Genomic DNA, 25849 nt, shown 5'->3' on the forward strand with positions numbered 1-25849 from the left:
GTCGGGCCTTTACGACCGCCGCCGTCGTGTACACGCGACGGGGCCCGCCCGGGGAGCACGGGTGCTCTCCGGACGGGCCCCGCCCGTTCTTCCGCTCGGTCGACCCTCGGGTCAGTTCCTCGCGGGGGTGACGTACACCGTGGCGTACGAGTTGTCCCGGGCGGTGCGCTTGATGGTGATGGTCACGCCGTAGGACACACCCTGGTCGCCGGGGTTCCCGGTGCCCAGCACGATGCCGCTGCCCAGGCTGACCCCGTAGTAGGACGTCGCCGGCGTACCGTCCGGGTTGGTGACCCGGGTCGTGTACGGCGCGTTGCCCTTCGACGGGATGACCACGGAGGCGTCGTTGTCCCGCGCGTACGGCGAGCCGTCACGCATCTCGATGCCCGGGTACCAGGTCTTCGCGTCCGTGAAGCCCTTCACGGGCGCCTGCGGACCGAAGCTGGTGCAGTACTCGCTGTACGGCTCGTCCGCCGCCTCCAGGCACTCCTTGAAGGGGTACGTGGGCTTCAGCGAGAAGGCCGCGTTGGCGGACTGCGGGCGGCTGGGCAGGTTGTCCAGCACCGACGGGTCCTTCACGGCCGCCTCGCCCTTGCGGCGGTACGGGTCGAAGTGCGAGTCGACGATCAGCAGACCGCCCTTGGCGCCGTAGCTGGGCAGCGCGGTCATCTGCGCCGTGGTGTGGTTGACGTCGCCCCGCTCCGTGTCCCGGTACCAGACCAGCATGCCCGGGGCGTTGTAGGAGACCCGGTCGACCTTCCACGCGTCGCGCGAGTAGATCGTGTCGTAGGTGTACTTGAGGCCCTTGTCGAAGCCGTCGAAGTTGCGCCACTCGGCCAGGTAGTAGTGCGCCTGGGTCGAGGTGCCGGTGTCGATGTGCCAGCCCTGGCCGGTGGTGTCGACGAAGCTGCCGACGGTCGCCGTCCAGCCGTTGGCCCCGCCCTCGACGTCGTCGCTCCACGTGGTGGCGCCGCCGCCGGTCACCGAGAAGTCGTCGGCGAACCAGCCGCGCTCCGCGAACGCCTCGTCCGTGGCGTAGCGGAGCCGGACCTGCACGGTCTGCCCGGCGTACGCCGACAGGTCGACGTAGTCGTGCCGCCAGCCGTGCGTGTCGCCGGTGAGGCCGTACTTCTTGTTGCCGAAGTCCACCATCCGGCCGTTCGGGTCGGCGTAGCCGTCGTTCGTGGTGACGAGGTTGCCGGCCGCGTCGTAGACCTTCTGCTCGGTCCAGGTGTTGCCGCCGTCGGTGGAGAGCTCCAGGAAGCCGTAGTCCCAGTCGGCCTCGATGACGTAGTTGTTCCACATCCAGAACTTCGCGTCGGCCGCCGCCGGCACCGCCACCTGCCGGGTGATCCTGACGTCCGCCCAGTCCTGGTCGGCGCCGGAGTACCACATGTTCGCGCCGCTGTGCGGCGTGGCGAGCGTGATGACCTTGTCCGGCAGGTCGATCTTGATGCCGTCCTGGGTGCCGCGCGGGGTCCGCGAGGTCTGGCCGAGCTGCACCGCGCGCGGGTCCGAGCCCGGGGCCAGGGTCAGCGGGTCGGCCCAGCCGAGCACCCACTTGTCCCACAGGCCCATGTGCGTCGGCAGCGCCTGGAAGATCTCACCGGAGTGCGAACCCGAGGCCATCAGGTCCCAGAAGTCCACGTCGGAGTCGGCGTTGCCGGAGGTGTCGTAGAGGTCCGGCAGACCCAGGTCGTGGCCGAACTCGTGGGCGAAGACGCCGACGCCGGCGTCCTCCGGCTGCACGATGTAGTTCGAGACCTGGAGGTTGGTGCCGGGGATGGTGTAGCCGCCGGTCACCGTCGACGAGTGCGCCCAGACGGCGTACGTGCCCTCGGCGCCGCCGCCGCGGGACTTGCCCTGCCCGGCGTGCACCAGCACCAGGTGGTCGATCACGCCGTCCGGCTCGAAGAGGTTGCCGTCGCCGTCGCGGTCGCCCTGGTCCTCGATGTCGTAGTCGGCCCACGGGAAGTTCGGGTCCGCCTGCGCGAGGGCGTCGATCGCGTCGGTGGCGAGCCGGCCCGCGCCCTGCGGGTTGTCCGGGTGGCCGTTCATCGACTGCTGGCGGCCGGGGACCCAGTTGCCGTTCTCGTCCTGGAAGCAGCGCGAGGCCGCGTACCAGCCCTCGGAGTGCGGCACGGTGATCCACGGGCTGGCCTGCCCGTCGACCGTGTACGCGCCCTTCGACATCTCCAGGTACATGTTGTGCATCGTGCGGCCGGACAGGTCGATGCCGCGCCTGCCGTCGGGGCCCTTCAGGTCCTTGCGGACCCGCTCGGTGATGCCCTTCTTGGAGTAGAGCATCTTGTCGTAGTGGGTGGGCGAGAAGTCCGGCACCCACATCGAGTTGTTGTCCTCGTGCGGCAGGTTCGCCGGGTTCGGGATCTTGTTGTGCTTCGGCCCGTTCTGCACGGTGCCGGGGACGCAGGTCCGGTCCTCGAAGACCGTCCTGGGGACCATGACGCCGGTGAAGTCGTCGTTGGCCTGGTCGTTGAACTCCACCAGCAGGGTCAGCAGCTTGGCGGTCTGGGTGCTCGGGGCCTTCTTGATCTGGCGCGGGCTCTTGCCCGTCGTCATTGCCTTGGCCTCGTGCTTCGCCAACTGCTCGGCCGCGACCGGGTTGCCCCGGGCGTACTTGCGGTCGTAGGCGCGCGCCTCTTCGACCGCCGGGGCGTAGACGCCGCCCTTGCCCTTGACCTCGCGGCCGCCGCTGTCCGGCTGGACGGCGGGCTCGGCGTAGTTGATGTAGTGCTCGTCCGCCCCGATTGTGGCTCGGGCGGGGCCGGGCTCCGCCGCCGCCGCGCCACCTGTCACGGTCAGTGACGAGGCGGCGAGGGCGATGGCGGGCAGCGCGACGAGCAGGCGTCGGCGTGACCCGGATTGCGGGTTTCTGTTCATGCCGCTCCGTTTCTCGGGCATGGGGGAGGAGGAAGTCGGCCCGGCCCTCCATCGATGTGACATCCATCGAACCGACCCGACGTGCGTGAACCTAAATCAAGAAACAGGGGAGCGACAGGGGTCGACGTCCGCCTGTGTCCGTTCAGCTTCACTCGGCTCACCCGACCGACCGATGTGACAGCACGCATCCGGCCGGTCGCACACCCGTAAGAAACGACGATGGGTGACGGTCCGCGAGGGACCGCCACCCATCGGGCGTACGCCTGCGTCAGTCCTCGTCGGACTTGCCGCCGCCCATGCCGGACGAGATCAGGTCCATCACGGACGAGTCCTGGAGCGTGGTGACGTCGCCGAGCGAGCGGTTCTCCGCCACGTCGCGCAGCAGCCGCCGCATGATCTTGCCCGAGCGGGTCTTCGGCAGCTCCGGCACCAGCATGATCTGCCGGGGCTTGGCAATCGGGCCGAGCGTCTTCGCCACGTGGTTGCGCAGCTCGGCGATGAGCTTCTCGCCGGCCTCGCCCGCCGTGTCCGTGGTGCCGCGCGGAATGGCGAACGCGACGATGGCCTGCCCGGTCGTCGGGTCGGTCGCGCCGACCACCGCCGCCTCGGCCACCGACGGGTGGGAGACCAGCGCCGACTCCACCTCGGTGGTGGAGATGTTGTGCCCGGACACCAGCATCACGTCGTCGACGCGGCCCAGCAGCCAGATGTGCCCGTCGTCGTCCTTCTTCGCCCCGTCCCCGGCGAAGTACATCCCCTCGAAGCGCGACCAGTACGTCTCGATGAACCGGTCGTCGTCGCCCCAGATGGTGCGCAGCATCGACGGCCACGGCTCGCGCAGCACCAGGTAGCCACCGCCGCCGTTCGGCACCGACTGGCCCTGGTCGTCGACCACGTCAGCGACGATCCCGGGCAGCGGCGTCATCGCGGAGCCGGGCTTGGTCGCCGTCACGCCCGGCAGTGGCGAGATCATGATCGAACCGGTCTCGGTCTGCCACCAGGTGTCCACGATGGGCAGCTCACCCCCGCCGACGTGCTGCCTGTACCACATCCACGCCTCGGGGTTGATCGGCTCACCCACGCTGCCCAGCAGCCGCAGCGAGGACAGGTCGTAACCGGCCGGGATGTCCTCGCCCCACTTCATCATCGTGCGGATGAGCGTCGGGGCGGTGTAGAGGATGCTGACCTTGTACTTGTCGACGATCTCCCAGAACCGGCCCTTGTGCGGGGTGTCCGGGGTGCCCTCGTACATCACCTGGGTGGCGCCGTTGGAGAGCGGCCCGTAGACGATGTAGGAGTGCCCCGTCACCCAGCCGATGTCGGCGGTGCACCAGTAGACGTCGGTCTCCGGCTTCAGGTCGAAGACCGCGTGCTGCGTGTACGACGTCTGGGTCAGGTAGCCGCCGGTCGTGTGCAGGATGCCCTTCGGGCGGGCCGTGGTGCCGCTGGTGTAGAGGATGAACAGCGGGTGCTCGGCGTCGAACGGCTGCGCGGCGTGCTCCGCCGGGGCGGTCTCGACCGTCTCGTGCCACCAGCGGTCCCTGCCCGACCAGGCCACCTCCTCGCCGGTGCGGCGCACCACCAGCACGTGCTCGACCGACGGGCAGTTCGCCACCGCCTCGTCCACGGTCGGCTTCAGCGCCGACGGCTTGCCCCGGCGGTAGCCACCGTCGGCGGTGATCACCACCTTCGCGCTGGCGTCCTGGATCCGGTTGGTCAGCGCGTCGGCGGAGAAGCCGCCGAAGACCACGCTGTGCGTGGCGCCGATCCGCGCGCAGGCCAGCATCGCGACCGCCGCCTCCGGCACCATCGGCAGGTAGATCGCCACCCGGTCGCCGGCGGTGACGCCCAGGTCGGTCAGCGCGTTCGCCGCCTGACAGGTCAGCCGGTGCAGGTCGGCGTACGTGATGGTCCGGGTGTCGCCCGGCTCGCCCTCCCAGTGGATCGCGACCTTGTCGCCCAGCCCGGCCTCGACGTGCCGGTCCAGGCAGTTGTAGGCCACGTTGAGCTGCCCGCCGACGAACCACTTCGCGAACGGCGGCTTCGACCAGTCGAGCACCTGGTCCCACTGCCGCGCCCAGGTGAGCCGCCCGGCCTGCCGCTCCCAGAACGCCAACCGGTCGGCGTCCGCGTCCGCGTACGCGTCGGCGGTGACGTTGGCGTTCGCGGCGAGTTCGGCTGGCGGGGGGAACTGGCGCGTCTCGTTCAGCAGATTGGCCAATGCCTCGCTCATGCCGTACTCCCTCGTCGCTCGGGTGACCTGCGTCTCTCTAGGGCACGAGGTTAGTCGGGGCCGCCGGCACGGGCGACCGCCGGTCCGGCCGACACGCGCCGAGCGGCCCCCACCGCGCGCCGGACGGCGACGCGGGCCGCCGCCTCGACGCCATTTGTCCGGGCAGGCTCGCCGGCCGGACGATCGCGGGGGTGGCGGTGGTCGCTTCCGGGCGGCTCGTCGGCGGGCCGCGCCGGGCAGTCGATAGCGTGACGGGGTGACCGCTGACCCGCTCGCCCCGCTGCTCGCGCTCGCCGACGTCGCCCCCGCCGTGGAGCGGGCCCGCGAGCGCTTCGACCAGGCCCTGGGGCACCGCGCGCTGCGCCGGCACGGCGGCCAGGTCGCGGCCGAGGTCAGCCTCCGGTCCGCGGTGGCCAGCGCCGCCCTGGAGGGGTACGCCCGCGAGCGCGAGGCGGTCCGCGCCGGGACGGTGACCGAGCCGGTGGTGCAGGGCGCGCTTCGGGTCGCCGGGGCGCTGCCGGGGCTGTCCGAGCTCTGGCCGAAGGCGCCCCGGCAGGCGCTGGCCAGGCTGCACGTGCTCGCCGCCCGCGACGTCGTCGGCGAGGCCGAGCTGGGCCGTCCGGTGGCCGACCCGGTCGTCGCCGCCCGGCTGGACGGGCTGGCCGGGCTCGTCGCCGGCGGCACGAAGGTCTCGCCGCTGGTGCTGGCCGCCGTCGTGCACGGCGAGCTGCTGAACCTGCGTCCCTTCGCCGGGCCGTCCGGGGTGGTGGCCCGGGGCGCCGCCCGCCTGGTGCTGCTGTCCAGCGGGCTGGACCCGCGCGGCCTGCTCGCCGTGGACGTCGGCCACCACGAGCGCGAACCGGAGTACGTGGGCTCGGCCGGCGCCTTCGCCACCGGCACCCCGGACGGGCTGCGCTCCTGGCTGCGCCACTACATGGCGGCGGTGGAGGTCGGCGCGGAACAGCTCACCGCCATCGGCGACGAGGTCCTCGCGGCGGCCTGAGCTGGCCCGGCCATGCCTTGCGTGCGCTGGGCCGGCCTCGCGGCTCGCGGGCGGGCCTCAGGCGGGTGCGGGGGCGGTGCGGGTGCGACGGTGCCGGCCGTACCAGGCGATGCCGATCGCGACGCCCACGCCCACGCCCAGCGCCGCGGCGGCGACCGGGACGGCCGGGCGCTCGCGCAGCCGCCGCCCCAGCGGGATCGGGTGCCGGAACTCCAGCACCGGCCAGGAGTTCTCGACCGCGAGCCGGCGCAGCTGCCGGTCCGGGTTGACCACCGAGGGATGTCCGACGCACTCCAGCAGTGGCCGATCGCTGTACGAGTCGGAGTAGGCGTACGAGTCGGCCAGGTCGTATCCGCGCTCGGCGGCCAGCTCGCCGACGGCGTCGACCTTGCTCGCGCCGGCCGCGTAGAACTCGACCTCGCCGCTGTAGCGGCCGTCGACCACGCCCATCCGGGTGGCGATCACGTCGGTGATCCCGAGCAGTACGCCGATCGGCCGGACCATCTCCTCACCGGAGGCGGAGACGAGCACGACGTCGCGGCCGGCTGCCTGGTGCTCCTCGATCAGGGCGGCGGCCTCGGCGTACACGTAAGGGTTGATCAGCTCGTGCAGCGTCTCCGCGACGATCTGGCGGACCTGTTCCACCTGCCAGCCCTTGCAGAGCGCGGCGAGGTAGTCCCTGGTCCTGGCCATGGTCTGCTCGTCGGTGCCGCCCAGCCGGAACATCAGCTGGGCGTACGCCGACTTGACCACGTCACGCCGGGTGATCAGACCGTCCCGGTAGAACGGCCGACCGAACGCCAGGGCGCTCGACTTGGCGATGACGGTCTTGTCCAGATCGAAGAAAGCGGCACTTCGGCCCACGGCGCGAAAGTCTAGCCGGATGGTCTATGGTCGGCGGGTGCCCGGGGCCCGGCGACCCCTCGGACCTGCGGGCCGGCCCTCCGCCACCCTCGCTCATCGTGATGATGGTCACACTCTGCGAACATTATTTCGCAGGGAGTGGAAGCGACACCACTCGACGTATACAGGTTCGCTCAGGCAGACTTGTTGATGCGACGAGTGTTCACATCTCGTACGACAGGCAGACCCTCGGCGGTTGCACCCCCCGTGACCGCTGAGTGGGTTCGGCTCGACCCCCCCGGAGCCGAACCTTCGACGACCCCCGTCTCCCCCCGACGGGGGTCGTCCCTTTCCCGGAAGCGCTCCCGACCTGGTAGAGGCACTTCTCCGAGGCCGACTGGGCGGGGCGACGGGCGGAAAGTCAGCGAATCGTCAGCGAACGTCAGCCGCACCCGATCGGCGTAGTCGTCCGGGGTGTGCGTATAACGATTGAGCGTCGTTGACGCCTTCTCGTGCCCCACGACCCGCCGCACCACGTTGACCGGCACCCCGTCGGTCACCAGCCACGTGATGTACGAGTGCCGCAGGTCGTGGAACCGCAGGCCGCCGAACGCCGAGGCCGCCACGTGCGCCACCGCCGCCGACTCGTCGGCGAACTCCGCCCGCTGCTCCCGGCCGTCCCGGTCCGGCCACGACGCCACCCACCGGCACGGCGCCACCTCGGCCACCCGGCCGAGCAGCCCGGCCCGCACCAGCGACGGCAGCCACACCCGCCGCCGGAAGTTCGACCGCCGCTGCGGCCCGCCGTCCCGGTCGGCGAAGACCAACGCCCGCCCGTCCGGCACCGCGGCTCCGCGCCGCCGACGCAGCTCGTCGACGAGGAACAGCGGCATCGGCACCGTCCGCACGCCGGCCCGCGTCTTCGGGTACGCCCGCAGCACGATCCACTCGACGGGGTGTGCTGGTCAAGCTGCGTTTGTGCGGCCCGGAGTTGGTCGCGCACCGCGCTGGACAGGTAGGTGCTCACCGGGCCGCCCCATTCGGCGGGAGCTTGCTCGCGCGCACCAGGATCTGCGCCTGCCGACCGTGGCGGCCGGACGAACCGAGCCTGAATCCCTCGACCCAAATCCACTCATCCTGCGGCGGACGGTTGGCCACCAGCCGAACTCCGGTCACCCACAACGTCACCGGCCCGTCAGACGGCAGGAGACGATCTGCTGCATCGATCGTCAGCACCGCGCCGAGTCGTACCCGAACGTCAAACACCGCGCCTCCTCATCACCGGCGCCACGTGGCGAGGCGGCGCGTTGTCGGTAGTACGTCGCTGGATCTGAAGGCCGGCGATCTGCGCGAAGACCTCCCGCCGCGCCAACGCCTTACCGGTGGCCAGGTCGATGGCGTAGCCGGTGAGCCACACCCAGCCGTAGTAGGTCGGCTTGTCGCAGACCGACGTCACCCGTAGCCACAGCGCGCGATCGCCGCCGAACTGCACCGACGCCCGTCCGTCGATCAGCACCAGGTCACCCGGTACCGGCACACCCGGCCGGGACGGCGCCGGCTTGCGGGGCGCCGGGGTGGGCGGGCCATTCACGGGCCGTCGTCCGGGTCGCGGTCCCACACCAGCACCCACCCCGGGCCAACCTCAGCAGGTCGCCGCGCGACCGGAACCCGCGCAGTCCAGGCAGGACCGACGGGCAAGGGACCGAGTCCCCTCCGACCCGCGCCCCATCCCCCGGATGGCGGTGCGGGCAAGGGTGTACTTCCAGCCCGCGCCCGAGGAGGATTGGCAATTGATCGATACGTTCAGCCCCGTCATGCAGACAGGTTGTGCCACATACCGCCCCGCGACCCGGAAAATCCTTCCGGGGTCGCAGCCGACCGAGGGGAGACAGTGAACCGGTGCCCGGGACGACCAACACCCTGACCATCGGCGAACGCGTCGCCTGGTACCGCCGCCGACGCGGCCTGTCCCAGGAAGTCCTAGCCGGACTCATCGGCCGTACCGCCGACTGGCTCGGAAAGATCGAAAACAACCGGATCGAGCTGGACCGACTCTCCGTCATCAAGTCCCTCGCCGAAGTCCTGGACATCTCCCTCGGCGACCTACTCGGCGAACCCTCGCTGCTCGACTGGACCGGCGACAGCGGCACCGAAACCGTGCCCGCCCTCCGCGCCGCCCTGATGAACTACCGCGCCCTCGGCCCGTTCGGTGGCGGCACGGAGGCGGAGCCAGCCAGCGTCGCCGTGCTCCGGAAGGAGGTAGGCGCCCTCTGGGACGCCTACCAGGACTCACGATTCGGATACGTCACCGGCCGCCTGCCCGACCTGCTGTACTGCGCCCAGGCCGCCGCCGACCACCACGACCGCGACGACCAGGACCAGGCCCGCCGGCTACTCGGCCTCACGTACCAACTCGCCGCCACCCAGCTCACCAAGCTCGGAGAAAGCGACCTCGCCTGGATCGCAGCCGACCGCGGCTTGGCCGCCGTCCGACCCACCGGCGACCCGCTCATCACAGGCTCCCTGTTCCGCTCGGTCGGCCATGCCCTGCACGCCACCGGCCGCTACGCCGAAGCCGTACGCCTCACCGAGGACGCCGCCGGCTACCTTGAGCCCCACTTGAAGCACGCCACGCCCGCGCTGCTGTCCGTGTACGGAACCCTGTTCCTGTCCGGCTCGATGGCCGCCGCACGATCCAACGACGCTGCCACCACCCGCGCCTTCCTCGCCACCGCCGACCAGGCTGCCGGCCAGCTCGGAGCCGACGCCAACCATCTCTGGACAGCATTCGGCCCGACCAACGTCGCCATCCACCGCGTCGCCACCGCCGCCGAACTGGGCGACCTGCAAGTAGCCATCGACCTCGGGCCGCGCGTCGACACCGCCGGCCTACCGATGGAACGCCGCGTCCGGCACGCCCTCGAAGTCGCCCGCGCCTACAGCTCGTGGAACCGCGTTGACGACGCCCAAGCTGTCCTGCTCGACGTCGAGCAGATGGCACCCGAGCAGGTCCGCCACCACTTCCTCAGCCGCCAACTCGCCCTGACCTGGATCCGCCGACAGCGCGGCAAGCCCCCGGCTCAACTGGTCGGTCTGGCCCGGCGGCTCAAGGTGCTCGACTAGACCGAGCCCATCTAGGCTGCTCTGGTGACGGCCAACGAGATGCCACCCATGGCAACCCCACGCGTCGCCGCAGGCGCTCTCTTCTTCGACGACGAAGGCCGCGTGCTCCTCGTACGCCCCAGCTACAAGAACCACTGGGACATTCCCGGCGGCTACGTCGAACCCGGCGAGTCACCCCTCGCCGCGTGCGCACGTGAGGTCGAAGAGGAACTTGGCATCACGCCCGTGCTCGGACCGATGCTGGTTGTTGACTGGGCGCCTGCCGAACACGAGGGCGACAAGCTCCTCTTCATCTTCGATGGCGGATCACTCACCGCTGAACAGGAAAGCAAAATTCGCTTCGCAGACGGGGAACTAGCCGAATGTCGCTACGTGACTGCTGAAGCATTGGGGCAGTATGGACCACCCCGACTCGCCCGCAGGATCCGCACCGCAATCATGGCACGCAGCGACGAAGGTTCCACCTACGCCGAGCATGGCAGCGCAATAATCTAGTACTGCGGTTCCGGCGCGCGTTGAGGCGACCCTGAACGCGAGGCGTCAAGCCTTCCATCTAGGAAAGGTGTCCGATGTCCTTTTCTAGCTCTACCGTCAGCTTTCCCATCAAGCGTCTGAATGCAACCCCGATTCCGCTATCGGGAATCTTCGCAACATCCTCTTCGCCTAAGTGCACCGCCAGGATGTCCCTCATCTTGTCAATGTCCTTCACGTCATAGTTCGGGATGTATTTTCCGTCCTTGCCGTGAGGGTGGGTGATTGACCAATGGGCGCGCACGAAACTCTTTGTCGCGAACCCGGCCGGCACTTTGGACCTTTTCTTCATTTCGCCGACGAAAACGTCCAGGCGCTTTAGAAGTGTAAGGTCATTCATTTGTCGGTAGTAGTGCAGCCAGCCATACGGGTTGCCGCCATAAATGCAGCCGGTAATCAACGTGTTGATGCGGCTCTCAAGGAGACGAATATTCTTCTCGTACTTATAGCGAGTGAAGATGCGTGCAATCGAATTTTCGACGTTTCGAACGCTCTGGTCGCGGACAGATATGGTCAACGGATTGAACGTGTACCCGAGGTAGCTGAAGCCATCCGAGATGTCCCCGGTGCTCGACTTGCTCCCCCTGCCCGATACCTCGTGAACCTTTAGGCCAACCTCTCCAAAAAGTGTCACCGCTAGCTTGCTTATCCGATCGACGTCTACATGGTTGCACAATACTAAAATGTCATCTACATAGCGAACGTAGAAGCAGCCCTCTGCCGCGAGCTCGTTGTCGATTTTTTGCATGACAAGTTCGGCAAGGCAGTTCGATATGGCGAGCCCCTGCGGTACGCCCCGCAGATTCGGGGTCCGACCCCTATGGCCTACAGGGATCGTTGATGTCTTCACTGCACCTAGAACAGCTTGAATGACTTCGTCCTTGCGGACTCTAGTTCGCAGCCCTTTCTCGATCAATTCGTGACGAATGGATGGGTAGAAGTTCTCCACGTCCATTTTTATGTAAGAATCAAACCCGCCAACTCTAAGCGCTTCAGATAATTCATGTACGCGCTTTTGTGGGAGTGCGCCCCGAGTCTGAGGAAATAGTTCGCCCAGGCAATCCGCCAGGGCGCGAAGTGCGATCCGATCGCGAGCCGTCGGGACTGACAACACGCGGGGCGGCCGCCCCGCCCCTTTGAGTTGGAGGAACTCCCGATAGGCGCTGAATCGGTATGCTCCTGATCTCATTCTTCGCGAGATGAAGGAGGCCACTTCCTTAATCTCACCGCTCAGTGCGTCCGGACTCACGCCATCACGGCCGCGAGCCCTCTTTCCAAGAACATGTTCCCGGTAGACGCGCACTAGGTTAGACGGAGCAGTCACCGACCTAAAGATTTTAGAAGCCGGCTTAGATGCCATTGAAGAACCAGGTGACGAATGGTATTAATATCAAGATTGGCACCGCTAGGCTGGCATATGGGAGCAGGGCCACCGACGAATACGCTACAGAAACCGCGAGATCACGAAGTAGCTTTAACTTGCCGCTTCCTTCACCCTGATTTCTCAACCGAACTCTATGAAAATCGCGGCTGGTGTGGTTCTCGGACGAGGCGACTGCAACCTCGTACTCCCACTGCAACTTTTCACATTTGTCTTGCCGATTGGGCCCTGCATACTCCTTGAGGTTTTCGGCCGCAACAGAGATCTGCTGAATCCTCTTGTAGTTCTCCTCCATTGCTCGCGCCCTGGTTCCATAACCAGCACCCGAGACAACAAGCGAAGCCACCAACGAAAGTATGGATAAAGCAACCATGAGGGCGTCTCCGCCGACACCGTACATATCCCGCTTCGTAAGAAGTCCGACAGACGCAATGGCCGTCGATGTTGATAAAGCAACTAGGGCGAGATTCCACGCAGTGTTTGCATGACTGAGGCGACGAGAAGCATTCAGTCGACACAGGTATGTCATGTAGCTTCTTTTTTCTAGACGCTCCAACATCGGAGAGAGAGCGTCAGGTAGCGACTCGGCCACTAGTCTCCTTGCCTGACCATAAAATAAACGTCACCCGCAGCGCTCCGGATGCGAGCATTGCCTCGGCAATCAATCCGAAGCAAACCGCATGGGCGAGCCAACACGGCATGTTACTACTGCCACTCAAGCGATTTGCCTGAGCAAGTGGCCGAGCCGCCTGGCATCCTATCATCCAAACACCATCCTGGCATTCCTTTGCCCAGCGACAGCGACTTGGCAGGGAACCCCAGGAGAGGGCGACCAGGTGAGGCTCACTACCAGCAGGTTTCCGTCATGTGCTTACACGGACTTATGTTGGCAAACGCCTCTGGCGCCTTGAGTTTGACCCTCACGAGTTGTCTGACGACCGGTGTAAGTACTCGACGGCCGTTGGCGTGTGGACGCAGAAGACGTGAGACGCCGTCTACCGTGACGGGCCTAAGGCTGCGTACGAGCAGGCGTCCCTCGCAGGCCACTGCTAGGTACGCCGAGGCTTGCAGTTCCGCTCAGCTCCCGCTTCGACAGCCCGCTTCGACAGACAACTGCCGAAACATTCCCTTTAGGATCAAGGCGCTCCGCGCGGCGCGGGCCGGGGCGCGGCAACCGGCTCCTACGGAGCCGCCGCCCCGGCCGCCTTGGGCGCCGGGGCGGAAAGTCAGCCGGCCCGCAAACCACGCCCCGCCCCGCGCGTCACCCCTGGGCCCGTGAAGGGGCCCGGTGATGAGTCCCGGACATGACCGTGACCATGCGGCAGCTCTACCTTCCGTCGCTTCCAGCCCTGGTGACGTCTCACCGCGGACCGGTCCAGGTCGGCCGGTCGAGTTGCCGAACAGAATCCGTCAGGCCGCTCACGGGTCCGAGGTGGGGAAGGGGTGAAGGTAGGAGGAGGGGCGGAGGGTGGGGGCGGGGTTGGGGCTAGAGCTGCCTCCGGCGGGGGCGCAACGACTCCAGGATGGAGTTGCCGAACGGTTGCGGTCGTGGGTGGTTGAGGTGGGATGCCATCCCGCCAGCCACCGACCCAGGCAAGCCGAGCAGACCAGGGCCAGGGCGACAAGGTCGTACGTCCAGTAGGGCGCTCCACCTTGTCACCCTGGCCCTGGCCCGCTCCACGGTGTGTGGGTCGGCGGCAGACGGGATGGCGAGAAGGCTAAGTTTCTTCGTCTAACGGGAACCGGCATTCGCGTAGGAGCGCCTCTACGCTTTTTCGGAACTCGCCATCCGCAACGTCTCCCCTAATGACGTCCCGGATTGCCTCCTTGAGTGCGCCGTCAGCCCGTGCCCAATTATCTAGGAGTGATGAGATTGACTCAAGGCGACGCTTTCTTGCCTCAATCAGATCTGATCGCGACAAACCTAACCTGAGTACAGTAACGGCACCAACATCGCTGCCTGGGCGGGGAAAAACGAGGCTCCCTATGAAAATGAGATGCTCGTCGGGGTCGTTGGTGTAGGGATTGAGGAGTGGAAACTTGTGATCGCAGTAGTCTTTCTTAGTGTTATTGCAGCGTGGGCAGGCGAGCGTAAGATTGTCCCAATTGACTACCAATTCGGGATGTCGAGCCCTGGGTAGGATGTGTTCTACATTCCCTGTGGTTACGGCCATCATGTTCGCATCGCAATAGGCGCAGCGCTTCCCCGTTTCGTGTGTCAGAGCAAGCCGTATCTGCCGGTGGCCCCATCGTTTCGGCTTCTCTGTGCCAGCTAAGGCTGCTTCCGCATACTCCTTGGTCCAACCTGCCTCGTTAGTCTCCAATATCGCCGGCTTTGGCGCCTTGATCAGACGCCTCATCTCTCGATCGGTCCGATCTCATCATCCACTGCGTTGCGCGCAATCCGTTCGATCGCTTCCGGCAGTCCTACATCGAGACCGGAGGCCCTCAATTCGTTACGCAATCGGAGGAGATGCTCGCTGTCCGGTGGCTGGTGGAGGTATCGGTCGATGATCTCATCGAACCGGTTCTCGGCCCACAGGGGAAGCGTGCTGGTCATTCCAAGCGCCTCCCGCAAGGTTGTTTCTGCGGTTGCTGCTTTGCTAGAGAAATCGAGTTGTTCGGCAAAAACCCGGCTGTCCTCGTCGTAACTCAGAACATGAACGTTGGCGGTAGCAGAAGCAGTCACTACGAAGGGACTATGGGTCGCGAGGACGAAGTTTACCCTGGGAAATGCCCGCAAAAGACTCGGAACTAGGGTCCGCTGAAGGGATGGGTGGAGGTGGTTCTCGGGTTCGTCGATGCAAACGGTAAACGCGTCGCGGTTTTGGGAGCGGAGGAAGATCTGCCACCCGATCTCAAACAGTGCACTCATGCCGCCGGAGATCGAATCTAGCGGAAACGAACCACTTCCTGTCTCTATCACGATTTCCGGCGGTCTTGCCACGAGACGCTCAAACCTAAGAGTCTCTGGCATGAGTGACCTCAATACTTCTTGAAATCCTCGCCATATTCGTCGCGCGTCGTGATTGGGGTAGACGCTGGCGCTGCCCTCGCCGTATATTGCTGCCGCGAGGAGCGCTTCTTTCATGAGTAGCTGTGCAGATTTGCTGCGGCCTACTCCCCCTGAATATCGTTGCCGTATCTCGGCGATAAATTGGTTGAGGATCTGTTCGCCCGTGCTAAAGTTCGAGGGGATTGATTTGACTTGCTGATAGTTGCTTGCGCTTCGATGTGATGCTAGGTACAACCCCTGTACCACTTGCTGATTGAAAATGTTTACGTTATAGGCGATCGCTCCTGCGTCTATGGGTACTCGTATCTGGGAAATGTGCCCATTTGTGTACCCCAATTCTCCCACAATGGCAGACGTGTGAGTGATGCCTTTGTCCGACTCGGTAGGTCGATTCCTCAGCCCTACCGAGAACATGTTACGACCTCGTTTGTCGGGTACGGGTAGTCCGAGGAATGTCGATTCCCAGTTGAAGTGCCGTCCAAGCAGGTTGAGGAGCGTGGTCTTGCCAGATCCGTTAGCTCCAGTGAGGATCGTCAGGCGACGAGAAAGGTCAATTTCTACGAAGCCGAACTGTCGCCATTCGGAGAGTGTCAGTCTTGAAAACCTGAGGTCTTTTTCGGAGTGCACTTCTTGCCTCTCCGCCTAATCTGGCATCGATGATCTGGTTGCAAAGATGTGCATCGGTGTCCGAGCGCGGGAAACCACCAAAGGCGGCGTCCGCAACTCTGCTCGCGGGATCGTATCTCCTGGCAACTGTTTCGTCTTCCTCTCGGCAGGTGGGTTTGTCCAACTTTGAGATAGACACCCGAGGGCAAGCGGCGCAACCCGGAGACCAGCCATTCAGGATATTCTTCTAAGCCCCAGGCCGCCCCGGGCTGCTGGCGCCGACGCGTCACAGATGGCATTAGACTTGTCCGGTAGGACGCTCCACCTTGTCGCCCTGACCGCGGCCCGCTAGGAGGTGTGGGTCGGCGGCAGGCGGGATGGCGAGGATTCAGCTGCTGCGCAGGGCCGGCGAGGAAGCGGTGTCGAGAGCGTGAAGTCGGCAACGTTACCGCCGGAAGCTCCATCTTTCGGTCCGGATCAAGCCGAGGAAGTCGATGCATGAAATGCCTAGTGCCTGGCAAACGTCAGGAATGCGTGGACGCTCAAGAGAGCCCAAGGCGATTTCGTTAGTAACGACAGTGCACTTGCGAACTCGCGCTAATGCGATGACGAATGGGTCGGCTTGACTCCGGCCCTTCTGGGTGTTCACAAGCCTGGGATGTGCTTGCAGAATGCTGCGTACGGCGAGCTGATTGTCCAAATCTGCTTCGCAAAAAAGTTGTGGCCGCTCTTTCGCCCAAGCGTAGAGTTCGTCATCCTTCTTCTTTAATTCTTGCCGAACTTCCTCGGAAGCTTGAAGGCGTCCCAGTGATATTAGTTCATCGATCCCATGCCAAAGCCCCGGGAAGACGTCTTGGGGATAGCGTCTATGCCATGCCTCAATTATGGAGCTGGTGTCGATGCTGTAGGTGACTGGCAACTATGCTGCCCTCCCGAATGCCTCGTCAGCTATCCTCTTGAGGTGCTGAACCTTGACGCCGAGATAGCTAGCGGCTTCCAGAGTGTCAATCGCATCATGCGCGTAAGCATGGCTGACAAGGCGCACGAAGCCCTTGCCTAGGTTGCGAGCCTTGACGCGATAATAGCCAGGGCCGCCGGGGCTTTCTTTCTGCTGCTCCTTTTGCTGGTTGCGCTCGCGCTCGTATATGGCGAGGAATTCTCTCCGTCGCCGCTGGTAGTAGGCCAGCGTTGTCTTGTTGAGCGTGAGGAGTCTGCGCAGCACGGCCTCTTCGCTAACGCCATACTTTCTGGCGAGAGAGTCAAGCGCGCTGCTTTCCCAGTCCTCATGGCCATCTGGAGCAGCGCCTACAAGCACCTCACTCAGCAGTGCCTCTGCTGGCATAAGGGCAGCAGCGGCAGCTTGATTGCAGAAAGCCTCAAGGCGGTCTTCCGGCGTCTGCGGCCGGCTTGCATTTTCCTGATCACACAAACCACTCTGCCGTAGCGCCAAGTGAGCGTACTCGTGCAGAAGCGAGAAGGTCTTGCCTCTCACAAAGTCGCCGCCATTGACGGCAACGACTGGAAACTGTTCCGCATAGATACTGAAGCCGCGCATCTCCTCGACGCTGATCTTCTCGGTCTGGATTACCAGGACGCCATTATCCTCTAGTGCTCTTATCCAGCCGCCGAGTGCTCTATATCTCTCGTTCCAGGTCCCTTGTTCCTTCAACGTCACCCCGAGTGCAGAACGCATTATGGAGCCGAGGCGCTCTGCGTCGTCGGCCTGCACGGAAGATGCCGGTTTCCAAGAAGTTGGAATCTGCTCGCCCATCCGTCGAGAGATCTCAACCGCTGATTCGCGCTGGTCCTGTGCTCGCCGATATTCGAAATGAAGAGGGGCCGTCCAATCCTCCGGTGTGGTGGCTGGGAGGCGGCGGAAGTCGTGCAATGCATCAAACCCTCTTGGAGGGGCGTCCAAGAAGAAGACTGCTAACGGCCGCTTGTATACCTCGGACATTTTCCGGAGCTGAGCCATAGTGGGAGCGGCTACGCCTTGCTCCCACGCCTCAATCTTCGCGATCGGCTGGGCCAGCTTGCTTGCGGCCTCTTCCAGCGACATGCCGACGGATCGGCGTGCCCACTCAAGCACAGATGGCTCTACGATCGCGGTCGGGGTTCGCCCGCCCATTGGCCCTCCTGGCGATCGTTACGCAACGTGTAGTCCAAATTACCGAAGTGGTTGCGGAGGCGCTACCGCTAGTTGGCGCCGATCAAGGAGACAGTGGGTTGTCCTCAAGCAACCAACAGCCGGACTTGACCAACGCTCTGACCTGCCCACAGTCACCGGTTGAAGGAGCTTGCGCTGCTTCTCGCTGGTAGGAGCACATTTCGTTTGTCAGATTGCGGGCAGTCTAGTTGACACTTGGGCGTGGCCCGGCTGCCTGATCGGGCCAAAGCGCCATCAGGTGGCCGACGAGGGCTGTACAACCATTCGTACAGCCAAGCCGACCGACGGGCGCAGCCCGAGGCCGACGGGAGACGACACGATGAGCAGGTCAGCGGCAGTTACTGACGCCGGCCGACAGAAGTCTTGATCTTTGCAAGGCAGGGCTCCGAGAATTGGCCACGCGCTCGCGGACTGCCCTGCGGGCGGCCTCCGGCCGTCCTCGGGCGCCCGCAGCGCGCCATCCGAAAGTCAGCGGATCGTCAGCGAACACCGTACCGCGCAGCCGCACTCGATCATGCTCGACGGCACGACCGGTACGTCTGACCACGCGGTACGGCACTTGATCACACTCGCTGCTACGTCAGGTCACTTTCCCCCCGACGGGGGTCGTCCCTTTCTGGCGGGAGCGCTTCTAAGCAGGTCATCGGCCACCTCCCTCGCCGTTGAGGCTGCTCATCTGAGGGCTGGTTCAGGCCGGAGGCAACGAAGCCGCCGACGATGTCGGGACCCGACAGAGGGCTGTCCGGGACGTGCTCATAACGATTGAGTGTCGTTGACGTCGGTTCGTCGCCTGCTCGCCGCGGCCCCGGCCGAGCGGGCTCGCCCGGTTGCCTCTCGGCGTGCCGGCACAGGTGTCACGGCCAGGTTCTGGCCTCGGCGTCGAAGACCTCCGGCCGGCTCTCCACCGGCAGCACGCAGACCAGGTGCCCACCGGATACGCGCAGCACCTGGCACTCCTGCCACCGCGCGACCCGGGTGGCGCCGAGGGTGATCAGGCGAGCCGTCTCGGCCTCGACGTCGTCGGTCTCGAAGTCGAGGTGGAATCGGGGCTCGTCGTCGACCTCCTGCACGGCGGTGACCAGCCCGGGCAGGGCGTCGTGCAGGCCGATGAACTGCGGGTACGACGCGTTGGGCTCGGCTGGGACGCCCAGGGCTCCCGACCAGAAGGCCGCCGCCCGGGCAGCCTCCGCACGAGGGGCGTCGATCAGGATGGCGTACACGCGACTGCGATGCATGCAGCGCAGGCTATCGATTCGTACGGCCCGTCGGGTGCTCACGCCGCCCCGGCGACAGGCGGGGTGTTTCGGGAGCTGGGAGGCGCTGCGGCCCGCCGGGATCCATAGCAGATCGACTCGTCCGGCGGGCGTTGTCCACAGGGCGCGCGGTTGTCCACAGGCTGTGGGGACGGGGCGGCGTTCGGGGTGGCGTCGGAGCAGGGTCTCGGGTCAGCAACCCCGAGCCCGACCGCTGGAGGCCGCGATGCCACCCCGTACCTCCGTCCCGCCGCACCGGCCCCGGCCGCTGCTCGTCACCTCGGACGGCGACCTGCTCGACGACCTGCTGCGGCTCGCCGCGGCGGGCGGCGTCGAGGTGGAACTCGCCGCCGACCCCGCCGCGGCCCGCACCCGCTGGCTGCCGGCCCCGCTCGTGCTGGTCGGCGCCGACCAGGCCCAGCCCTGCCTGCGGGCGCGGCTGCCGCAGCGGCCACGGATGGTGCTGGTCGGGCGGTCCGGGGAGCTCGATCCCGGCTGGCAGGTCGCCGAGCTGATCGGCGCGGAGCACGTGGCGACGCTGCCCGCCGCCGAGCCCTGGCTGGTCGACCGGTTCGCCGAGTGCGGGCCGGAGGGCGGCGAGCGGGGCGGCGCCCGGATCGTCGCGGTCCTGGGCGGGCGGGGCGGCGCCGGGGCGAGCATCCTGGCGGGCGGGCTCGCCGTCACGGGCGCCCGGGCCCGGCTGCGCACCCTGCTCGTCGACGCCGACCCGCTCGGCGGCGGGCTCGATCTGGTCCTCGGCTGGGAGCAGTTGGAAGGGCTGCGCTGGCCGGCGCTGACCGGCGCCGACGGCCGGGTGGACGCGCCGGCGCTGGTACGGGCCCTGCCGAGCCGGGGCGACCTGGTGGTGCTCTCCTGGGACCGAGGGGACCTGCTCGCCCTTCCCGCCCAGGCGATGGCGGCGACCGTCGACGCCGCCCGGCGGGGTCGGGACCTCGTGGTGGTCGATCTGCCCCGGCAGCTGGACGACGCGGCCGTGACCGCGCTGCAGGCGGCGGACCAGGTCTACGTGGTGGTCCCGGCCGAGCTGCGGGCCACCGCCGCGGCGGCCCGGGTGGTGGCCGCCGCCGCCCCGCACTGCACCGCGATGTCGGTGATCGTGCGCGGTCCGGCACCGGGCCGCCTGGGAGCGGCGGAGGTGGCCCGGGCGCTCGGGCTGCCGTTGGCCGGCACGCTGCGCCCGGAACCGGCGCTGGCTCGCGGGCTGGAGCGGGGCGAGGCGCCGGCCGCGCACGGCCGAGGCCCGCTGGCGGCGCTCTGCCAGCGGATCGTCGCCGAACTGACCGGCGCGCCGGCGGCGGGTGCGGCATGACCGGGCCGTCGGATGGCGACACCCTCGCCGCCCGGGTGCGGCAGCGCATGGCCGCCGCGGCGACGCCGGTCACCGCCGCCGCGATCGTTTCTGCCGTACGGGCGGAGCCCACCGCCGCCGTTCTCGGCGACACCGCCGTGCTGCGGATGGCCGACCAGGTGCACGACGACCTGGTGGGAGCCGGCCCGCTCGCCCCGTTGCTGGCCGATCCGGAGGTCACCGACGTACTCGTGAACGGGGTCCGGGTCTGGGTCGACCGGGGACGGGGCCTGCACCAGGTCGCGGTGCCGATCGGCACGGTGGACGACGTACGCCGGCTCGCGCAGCGGCTCGCCGCCAGCGCCGGTCGGCGGCTCGACGACGGTTCCCCGTACGCGGACGCCCGGCTTCCCGACGGCACCCGCCTGCACGCCGTGCTGCCGCCGGTGGCGACCGACGGGCCCTACCTGTCCCTGCGGACCTTCCGGCAGCGGCCCTTCACCCTCGACGAGTTGGTGAGCCGGGGGACGGTTCCCCGACCGGTGGCGCCGGTGCTCTCCGCCGTGGTGGCGGCCCGGCTGGCGTACCTGGTGACCGGCGGCACCGGCTCCGGCAAGACGACCCTGCTGAACACGCTGCTCGGACTGGTCCCCGCCACCGAACGGATCGTGCTGGTGGAGGACGCGGCCGAGCTGCATCCCCGGCACCCGCACGTCGTCGGGTTGCAGGCGAGGACGGCCAACGTGGAGGGCTCCGGCGCGGTCGGGCTGACCGACCTCGTGCGGCAGGCCCTGCGGATGCGGCCCGACCGACTGGTGGTCGGCGAGTGCCGGGGCGGGGAGGTGGTCGACCTGCTCGCCGCCCTGAACACCGGCCACGACGGCGGAGCCGGCACCCTGCACGCCAACGCCCCGTCGGACGTGCCGGCGCGGCTGGAGGCCCTCGGGATGCTCGGCGGACTGCCCCGTGCCGCGCTTCACGCCCAGGTGGCCGCCGCGCTCCAGGTGCTGCTCCAGGTGCGCCGGAACACCGAGGGGCGCGTACTGGAATCGGTCTGCCTGCTCCTGCCGGAGGGCCCGGACCGGCTGGTCACGGCGGTTCCCGCCTGGGTACGCGGGCGAGGGCCGGACCGCGCCGCCCAGGCGCTCGCCGGCCTGCTGCGGGAGCGGGCCGTACCGGTTCCGCCGGTCCTGACCGAGCCGTGGCCCGGATCGGCGGGACCGAGGTGACCGCCCCGTACGCGCTGGTGGCGCTGCTCTCGGTCCTGGTGACGGCGGTGCTCGTGGCCGGGGCGGTGCGTGGTGGCCGGATCCGGCGGGGCACGCTGGCCGCCGGCGTCGGCGGGAGCGCGCGTGCCGGCGGGGAGGACCCGCTCGTCGCCTGGGTCACCGAGCTGCGCCAGACACCCGGTCGGGGCGTGGATGGTGCGGCGGCGCGCGCCGACGAGGGTGTTCCTCGCCCGCCGGCCGTCGGTCGTCGCGACCCGCGCGACGGGTCCCGGGTTCGCCTCCGGCAGTCGCCGGCAGGCCCGGACGTCCCGGCCAGCGGCGCTCCCGGCAGTCGGCGCGAGCCGGAGGCCTCGGCCACCGACCTTGACCTGCGCCTTGACGCCCACCCGACCGCCGAGACGTTCGGCGGGGATCGGTGGGCGTCGCGGGACGTGGCCGACCGGTCGCCCTGGCCCTGGACGGCCGGGGACGACCCTGGCGCTGGACGAGGAGGGGATGGCAATTCTCGGCTGACGCGACCCGTGCGCCACCTCGACCACCGGGACACGCCGCGCGGTGGCGGAGACGCCGGACGGCTCCGGCCACCCGGTCGGCGGGACGCCCGGCGACCCGGCGGCACGCCCGCCCCGGCGGCTACCCCGCCGCACGGGCCCGGCGCGGTGACCGATCCGCCCGGCGAGGGGCGCCGACCGAGGTGGCTCCGGCCGGACGCGCTGGCGGCGTCCCCCAGGCGCACCCTGCTGCTCGCCGCGTCGGCCGGCGCCGGAGCCGGGCTGCTGCTGGCCGGTCCGGTCGCGGCGGTGGCCGTCGGCGCCTACGGCGCGCTGGCCGCTCGCGCGCTGCTCCGACGCAAGGACGGCCGGAACGCCGTCCGGGCGCGGCGGCACCGGCTGGACCAGCTCTGCGGGCTGGCCGCGGACCTCCGGGCCGGCCTGCCGGTACCGGTCGCCGCCGAGCAGCTCACCCCTGGCCCGGCGGGAACCGATCGCGGATCCCCGGGTGGCGACGCGGCGGCCCGCGACGACCGGGGCGGGGCACGGCGCCTGGATCGACTGGCCCGCGCGGCCGTACGCCTCGCCGAACAGACGGGCGCGCCGCTGGCGGAGTTGCTGGAGCGGATCGAGGCGGACGCCCGCTCGGCCGACCGTGGACTGGCTGCGGCGGAGGCCCAGGCGGCCGGGGCACGGGCCACCGCCCTGCTGCTCGCCGCCCTGCCGCTCGGCGGCATCGGGCTCGGCTATGGCATCGGCGTCGATCCGGTGGCGGTGCTGCTGCACACCCCCGTCGGTGGTGCGTGCGCGGTCGTCGCCATCGCGCTCCAGGTCGCGGGACTGTTCTGGGCCGAGCGGCTCGGCGCGTCGCCGGGACGGGTGAGCTGATGCCCCGGATGGCGCTGGCAGCGGGCTTCGTGGCGGCGGCGGTCCTGCTCGCCGCGATGCTCGCGGCGGGCCGGCGGCCCCTGCGCCGGCTGCGCGCGTTGCGCCGGGCGCCGGTCGGCGTGCACCCGGCCGCCTCGCTCCGCCGACCGGTCGGTCCCGACGACGACCCGACCGGTGACGTCCCGCCTCGGCGGCGGCCGGACGCCATCCGCGTCGCCGCCGGTCTGGCCGCCGTGGCCGTGGCCGTGATCGTCGGCGGCTGGCCCGGGGCGGTGGCGGCCGTGCCGACGATGCTGCTGCTCGACCGGCTGCTTCGTCGGATCGAGCCGCCGGCCGTGCGGAACCGGCGGCTGCGTGAGGCGGCCGATCTTCCGCTCGCCGCCGACCTGCTGGCGGCGGCCATGCGGGCGGGAGCGCCCGTGGACCGGTCGATCCTGGCCGTGGCCGGGGCGCTCGACGGGCCGCTCGCCGACCGGCTCGCCCGGGTCGGCCGGTTGCTGCGGCTCGGCGGTGGCCCCGAGGAGGCGTGGGCTCCGCTCGCGCCGGTGCCGGGGGCCGAGCGGCTGACCGCCGCCGTGCTTCGCAGCGCGAAAAGCGGAGCCGCGCTGGCCGGCGCGCTGACCCGACTCGCCGACGACCTCCGAGCCGACCGCTCCACGGCCGCGGAGGCGGCCGCCCGCCGCGCCGGCGTGCTCATCGTCCTGCCGTTGGGGCTCTGCTTCCTGCCGGCCTTCATTCTCGCCGGCCTGGTGCCGGTGATCGTCGCCGTCCTCGGTGACGTGCTCTGACCATGTCGAGAAAGGACAGGAACGTGCGCAAACTGCTCGCCCGCCTGCGCGGGGACGCCGGAATGAACACCGCCGAGTACGCCGTCGGCACCCTCGCCGCGGTCGCCTTCGCCGGGATCCTGCTGAAGGTGCTGACCTCCGGCAACGTGCAGTCCGCGTTGACCGCCGTCATCGACCGGGCGCTCAAGTGACCGGGCGCCGGCCGGCCGGCCGTGACCGGGGTTCCTTCACCGCCGAACTGGCGGCCGGCCTGCCGGCGCTCCTGCTGCTCCTGCTCGCCGGGCTGTCGGCGGTCAACGCCGTCGGGACGAGGGCGGGTTGCCTGCACGCGGCCCGGGAGGCGGCACTGGCTGCCTCCCGGGGCGCCGACGGGGCGGCCGCTGCCAGCGGGGCGGCGCCGCCGGGAGCGGAGGTGACCGTCACCGTCGACGGTCAGCGGGTCGTCGCCACCGTCCGGGCGCCCGTACGCGCGCTCGGCTCCCGGCTGCCCCGGATCTCCGTGACGGCGACGGCGGTCGCGGCGGTGGAACCCGGTGTCGTGGGGACGGACGCCGTGGGACCCGGTGCCGCGGAGCCCGCGCCTCCGGGCGTCGAGCCGGCGGAGGACGGACCGTGACGGGACGGACCGGAGGCCCCGACCGGCAGAACCCTGACCGGCCGGGCGAAGGGAGCGGCTGGCCCGCGACCCTTACCGGGGTGGGAGTCCGTGAGGGCGCGGTGGGAGCGCGGGGGATCGCGGTGGCAGTGCGGTGGAAGGGCAGGGGGAGCGCGGCGGGAGGGCCGCGAAGTGCGGCAGAGCGGATGGGGGAGCGTGGTGGGGCGACCGTCTGCCTGCTCGCCGTGGGGCTGGCTTTCGTCATGGTCGGGTTGTTCGGTGCCGCCGTCGGCGCGGCCCGGACGGCCCGGCAGCAGGCCCGGGTGGCGGCGGACTTCGGCGCGCTGGCCGGTGCCGGCGAGGCCCTCCTGGGCGAGCCGGCGGCCTGCGGCCGGGCTGCCGAGATCACCGCCGCCAACGGTGGCCGGCTGCTCGCCTGTCGACTCGACGGCCTCGACGTCCTGGTGACCGCAGAGGTGGCCGTCACCCCGCTGCCCGGCCTGGCGCGGGTCGCGGCGGCCAGTGCCCGCGCCGGCCCGGTCCGTGGCTGAGCCACAGGCGGCACCGTGCCGGAGGAACTGCGGCGGGTGGTCGGGGCCGGTGCGGGCGGGTCGGGTGGCGGGGGTCGGTGGGGAGCCGGCGTGGGAGGCGTGACGCACTCGCGCCGGACGCGATCGGGCCGGGGCGACGGATGTCGGCACCCCGACCCGGGTGGATCAGCGTCCCTGGAGGGCGTCGAGGGCGACGGCCATCGCGATCACGAGGCGGCGGTCGACCTGCGGGTTGTGGATCTGGACGACGTACCGGTCGCGCAGGCCCCACTGCTTGATGACGGAGAAGACCGGCTGACCGCCGGCGACGAAGTCGAAGTGGTAGGGCAGCCAGGACAGCGAGTCGACGAACCGGCGCAGCAGCGCCACCGGCATGCTGCGCTCCTGGCCCGTGACCTGCGGCAGGCCGGGCTGCTCGACGTGCCAGGTGGACCGCAGCAGGGACTGGGCGAAGTCCTTGCGGAACAGGCCGATCGGGTTGCCGGCGTGGTCGGTCACGTCGTACGTGGCGCCGATGTCGAGGCGCTGGCGGGCCTTGAACCCGAGCAGGGGCTGCTGCTTCGAGTCGTCGGTGTAGATCGTCACCTGCTCCTTGAAGGCGAGCCGCTTCTGCTGGGCGAACGCCAGCAGGCCGCCTTCGGAGCCGTCCGGTGCCACGGCGTGGACCTCGTACTGGTTCACCATCATCCGGAGCCGTTGCCGGATGTGGAACTGCTGCTGGGCCTGCAAGTTCTCGAGTTGCATGGGTTCTCCTTCGAGGGGTCGCCGGAGTGTCGCACAGCTTCACCCGTGCCGCCGCCGACAGGTCACGCGTCTCTCCCCGCAGGCTACGCGGCCCGTCCTGCCAGCACCTGGCGGTTCCCGCCGGCCCCCGCTATCCCGCCCGGACCCGACCCCCCTGCCGCGACGGCGACCCCGCCACGACCGCAGCCCCGCCACGA

Annotated in this window: 23 protein-coding genes and 1 pseudogene; 10 read left to right on the forward strand and 14 right to left on the reverse strand. The window is 68.6% G+C overall.

The features are described from left to right. Positions 1-111 precede the first annotated feature (111 nt). Positions 112-2901, reverse strand: coding sequence for an immune inhibitor A domain-containing protein (locus AC0OO9_RS16690; RefSeq protein ID WP_484511043.1), 2790 nt, complete (start codon positions 2899-2901; stop codon positions 112-114). 268 nt (positions 2902-3169) lie between these two features. Next, a complete protein-coding gene (gene acs / locus AC0OO9_RS16695) occupies positions 3170-5134 on the reverse strand; it encodes an acetate--CoA ligase (RefSeq protein WP_484511044.1) in 1965 nt (654 codons plus the stop codon). A 256-nt stretch (positions 5135-5390) separates the two neighbouring features. Between acs and AC0OO9_RS16700 the strand changes: the two genes are divergently transcribed. Further along, on the forward strand, positions 5391-6137 hold the full coding sequence (locus AC0OO9_RS16700) for a Fic family protein (RefSeq protein WP_484511045.1): 747 nt from the start codon (positions 5391-5393) through the stop codon (positions 6135-6137). 57 nt (positions 6138-6194) lie between these two features. Here AC0OO9_RS16700 and AC0OO9_RS16705 read toward each other — a convergent pair whose 3' ends face one another. From AC0OO9_RS16705 to AC0OO9_RS16720, 4 genes are all read right to left on the reverse strand, one after another. Further along, positions 6195-7001: an HAD family hydrolase gene (locus AC0OO9_RS16705; protein WP_484511046.1), complete on the reverse strand. Its 807-nt coding sequence runs from the start codon at positions 6999-7001 to the stop codon at positions 6195-6197. 173 nt (positions 7002-7174) lie between these two features. Further along, the gene (locus AC0OO9_RS16710; protein WP_484511047.1) at positions 7175-7921 is read right to left on the reverse strand and encodes a tyrosine-type recombinase/integrase; all 747 of its coding nucleotides are present in this window, start codon (positions 7919-7921) and stop codon (positions 7175-7177) included. A gap of 82 nt (positions 7922-8003) precedes the next feature. Next, a complete protein-coding gene (locus AC0OO9_RS16715) occupies positions 8004-8246 on the reverse strand; it encodes a hypothetical protein (RefSeq protein WP_484511048.1) in 243 nt (80 codons plus the stop codon). Further along, positions 8239-8496, reverse strand: coding sequence for a hypothetical protein (locus AC0OO9_RS16720; protein WP_484511049.1), 258 nt, complete (start codon positions 8494-8496; stop codon positions 8239-8241). The genes AC0OO9_RS16715 and AC0OO9_RS16720 overlap by 8 nt, the downstream gene beginning before the upstream one ends. Before the next feature lie 383 nt (positions 8497-8879). On the opposite strand from AC0OO9_RS16720, the gene AC0OO9_RS16725 reads away from it, so the two are divergent. Both AC0OO9_RS16725 and AC0OO9_RS16730 read left to right on the forward strand, forming a co-directional pair. Continuing rightward, complete coding sequence (locus tag AC0OO9_RS16725) at positions 8880-10103, forward strand: helix-turn-helix domain-containing protein (protein WP_484511050.1); 1224 nt, start codon at positions 8880-8882, stop codon at positions 10101-10103. A gap of 24 nt (positions 10104-10127) precedes the next feature. After that, on the forward strand, positions 10128-10598 hold the full coding sequence (locus AC0OO9_RS16730; protein ID WP_484511051.1) for an NUDIX domain-containing protein: 471 nt from the start codon (positions 10128-10130) through the stop codon (positions 10596-10598). A 58-nt stretch (positions 10599-10656) separates the two neighbouring features. Here the strand turns inward: AC0OO9_RS16730 and AC0OO9_RS16735 are convergent, their stop codons facing one another. The 7 genes from AC0OO9_RS16735 to AC0OO9_RS16765 form a co-directional block, all read right to left on the reverse strand. Continuing rightward, entirely contained in the window at positions 10657-11994 is a 1338-nt protein-coding gene (locus tag AC0OO9_RS16735; RefSeq protein WP_484511052.1) for a reverse transcriptase domain-containing protein, read from the reverse strand. Further along, a complete protein-coding gene (locus AC0OO9_RS16740; RefSeq protein ID WP_484511053.1) occupies positions 11984-12607 on the reverse strand; it encodes an SLATT domain-containing protein in 624 nt (207 codons plus the stop codon). The genes AC0OO9_RS16735 and AC0OO9_RS16740 overlap by 11 nt, the downstream gene beginning before the upstream one ends. Before the next feature lie 1126 nt (positions 12608-13733). Beyond that, complete coding sequence (locus AC0OO9_RS16745) at positions 13734-14375, reverse strand: HNH endonuclease (protein ID WP_484511054.1); 642 nt, start codon at positions 14373-14375, stop codon at positions 13734-13736. Then, positions 14372-15658 carry an AAA family ATPase gene (locus AC0OO9_RS16750; RefSeq protein WP_484511055.1) on the reverse strand — a complete coding sequence of 429 codons (1287 nt, stop codon included), beginning with the start codon at positions 15656-15658 and terminating at the stop codon, positions 14372-14374. Before AC0OO9_RS16750 ends, AC0OO9_RS16745 begins: the two co-directional genes overlap by 4 nt. Before the next feature lie 424 nt (positions 15659-16082). After that, positions 16083-16556, reverse strand: a complete 474-nt coding sequence (locus AC0OO9_RS16755; protein ID WP_484511056.1) for a DUF4411 family protein — start codon at positions 16554-16556, stop codon at positions 16083-16085. Beyond that, a complete protein-coding gene (locus AC0OO9_RS16760) occupies positions 16557-17696 on the reverse strand; it encodes an ImmA/IrrE family metallo-endopeptidase (protein ID WP_484511057.1) in 1140 nt (379 codons plus the stop codon). It lies immediately after the preceding gene. A gap of 962 nt (positions 17697-18658) precedes the next feature. Further along, complete coding sequence (locus AC0OO9_RS16765) at positions 18659-19039, reverse strand: VOC family protein (RefSeq protein WP_484511058.1); 381 nt, start codon at positions 19037-19039, stop codon at positions 18659-18661. Between the two features lie 244 nt (positions 19040-19283). Between AC0OO9_RS16765 and ssd the strand changes: the two genes are divergently transcribed. The 7 genes and pseudogenes from ssd (at position 19284) to AC0OO9_RS16800 (ending at position 24908) form a co-directional block, all read left to right on the forward strand. Then, the gene (gene ssd, locus AC0OO9_RS16770; protein WP_484511059.1) at positions 19284-20387 is read left to right on the forward strand and encodes a septum site-determining protein Ssd; all 1104 of its coding nucleotides are present in this window, start codon (positions 19284-19286) and stop codon (positions 20385-20387) included. Continuing rightward, positions 20384-21595 carry a TadA family conjugal transfer-associated ATPase gene (locus AC0OO9_RS16775; protein WP_484511060.1) on the forward strand — a complete coding sequence of 404 codons (1212 nt, stop codon included), beginning with the start codon at positions 20384-20386 and terminating at the stop codon, positions 21593-21595. The genes ssd and AC0OO9_RS16775 overlap by 4 nt, the downstream gene beginning before the upstream one ends. A gap of 713 nt (positions 21596-22308) precedes the next feature. Next, positions 22309-22974, forward strand: a pseudogene (locus AC0OO9_RS16780) (hypothetical protein); the annotation flags it as partial. Beyond that, positions 22974-23762: a type II secretion system F family protein gene (locus tag AC0OO9_RS16785; RefSeq protein WP_484511061.1), complete on the forward strand. Its 789-nt coding sequence runs from the start codon at positions 22974-22976 to the stop codon at positions 23760-23762. The pseudogene AC0OO9_RS16780 and the gene AC0OO9_RS16785, both read left to right, overlap by 1 nt. A 2-nt stretch (positions 23763-23764) precedes the next feature. Then, positions 23765-23953 (forward strand): DUF4244 domain-containing protein, encoded by a 189-nt coding sequence (locus AC0OO9_RS16790; protein WP_357576738.1) that lies wholly within the window; start codon positions 23765-23767, stop codon positions 23951-23953. Further along, positions 23950-24378, forward strand: coding sequence for a TadE family type IV pilus minor pilin (locus AC0OO9_RS16795; protein WP_484511062.1), 429 nt, complete (start codon positions 23950-23952; stop codon positions 24376-24378). The genes AC0OO9_RS16790 and AC0OO9_RS16795 overlap by 4 nt, the downstream gene beginning before the upstream one ends. Positions 24379-24563: 185 nt before the next feature. Then, positions 24564-24908: an Rv3654c family TadE-like protein gene (locus AC0OO9_RS16800; RefSeq protein WP_357576740.1), complete on the forward strand. Its 345-nt coding sequence runs from the start codon at positions 24564-24566 to the stop codon at positions 24906-24908. Between the two features lie 165 nt (positions 24909-25073). On the opposite strand, the gene AC0OO9_RS16805 is transcribed toward AC0OO9_RS16800, so the two are convergent. Then, positions 25074-25652, reverse strand: a complete 579-nt coding sequence (locus AC0OO9_RS16805; RefSeq protein WP_357576741.1) for an LURP-one-related family protein — start codon at positions 25650-25652, stop codon at positions 25074-25076. Between the last annotated feature and the right edge of the window lie 197 nt (positions 25653-25849).

It is taken from the genome of Micromonospora sp. USAFONa4 (assembly GCF_057197825.1).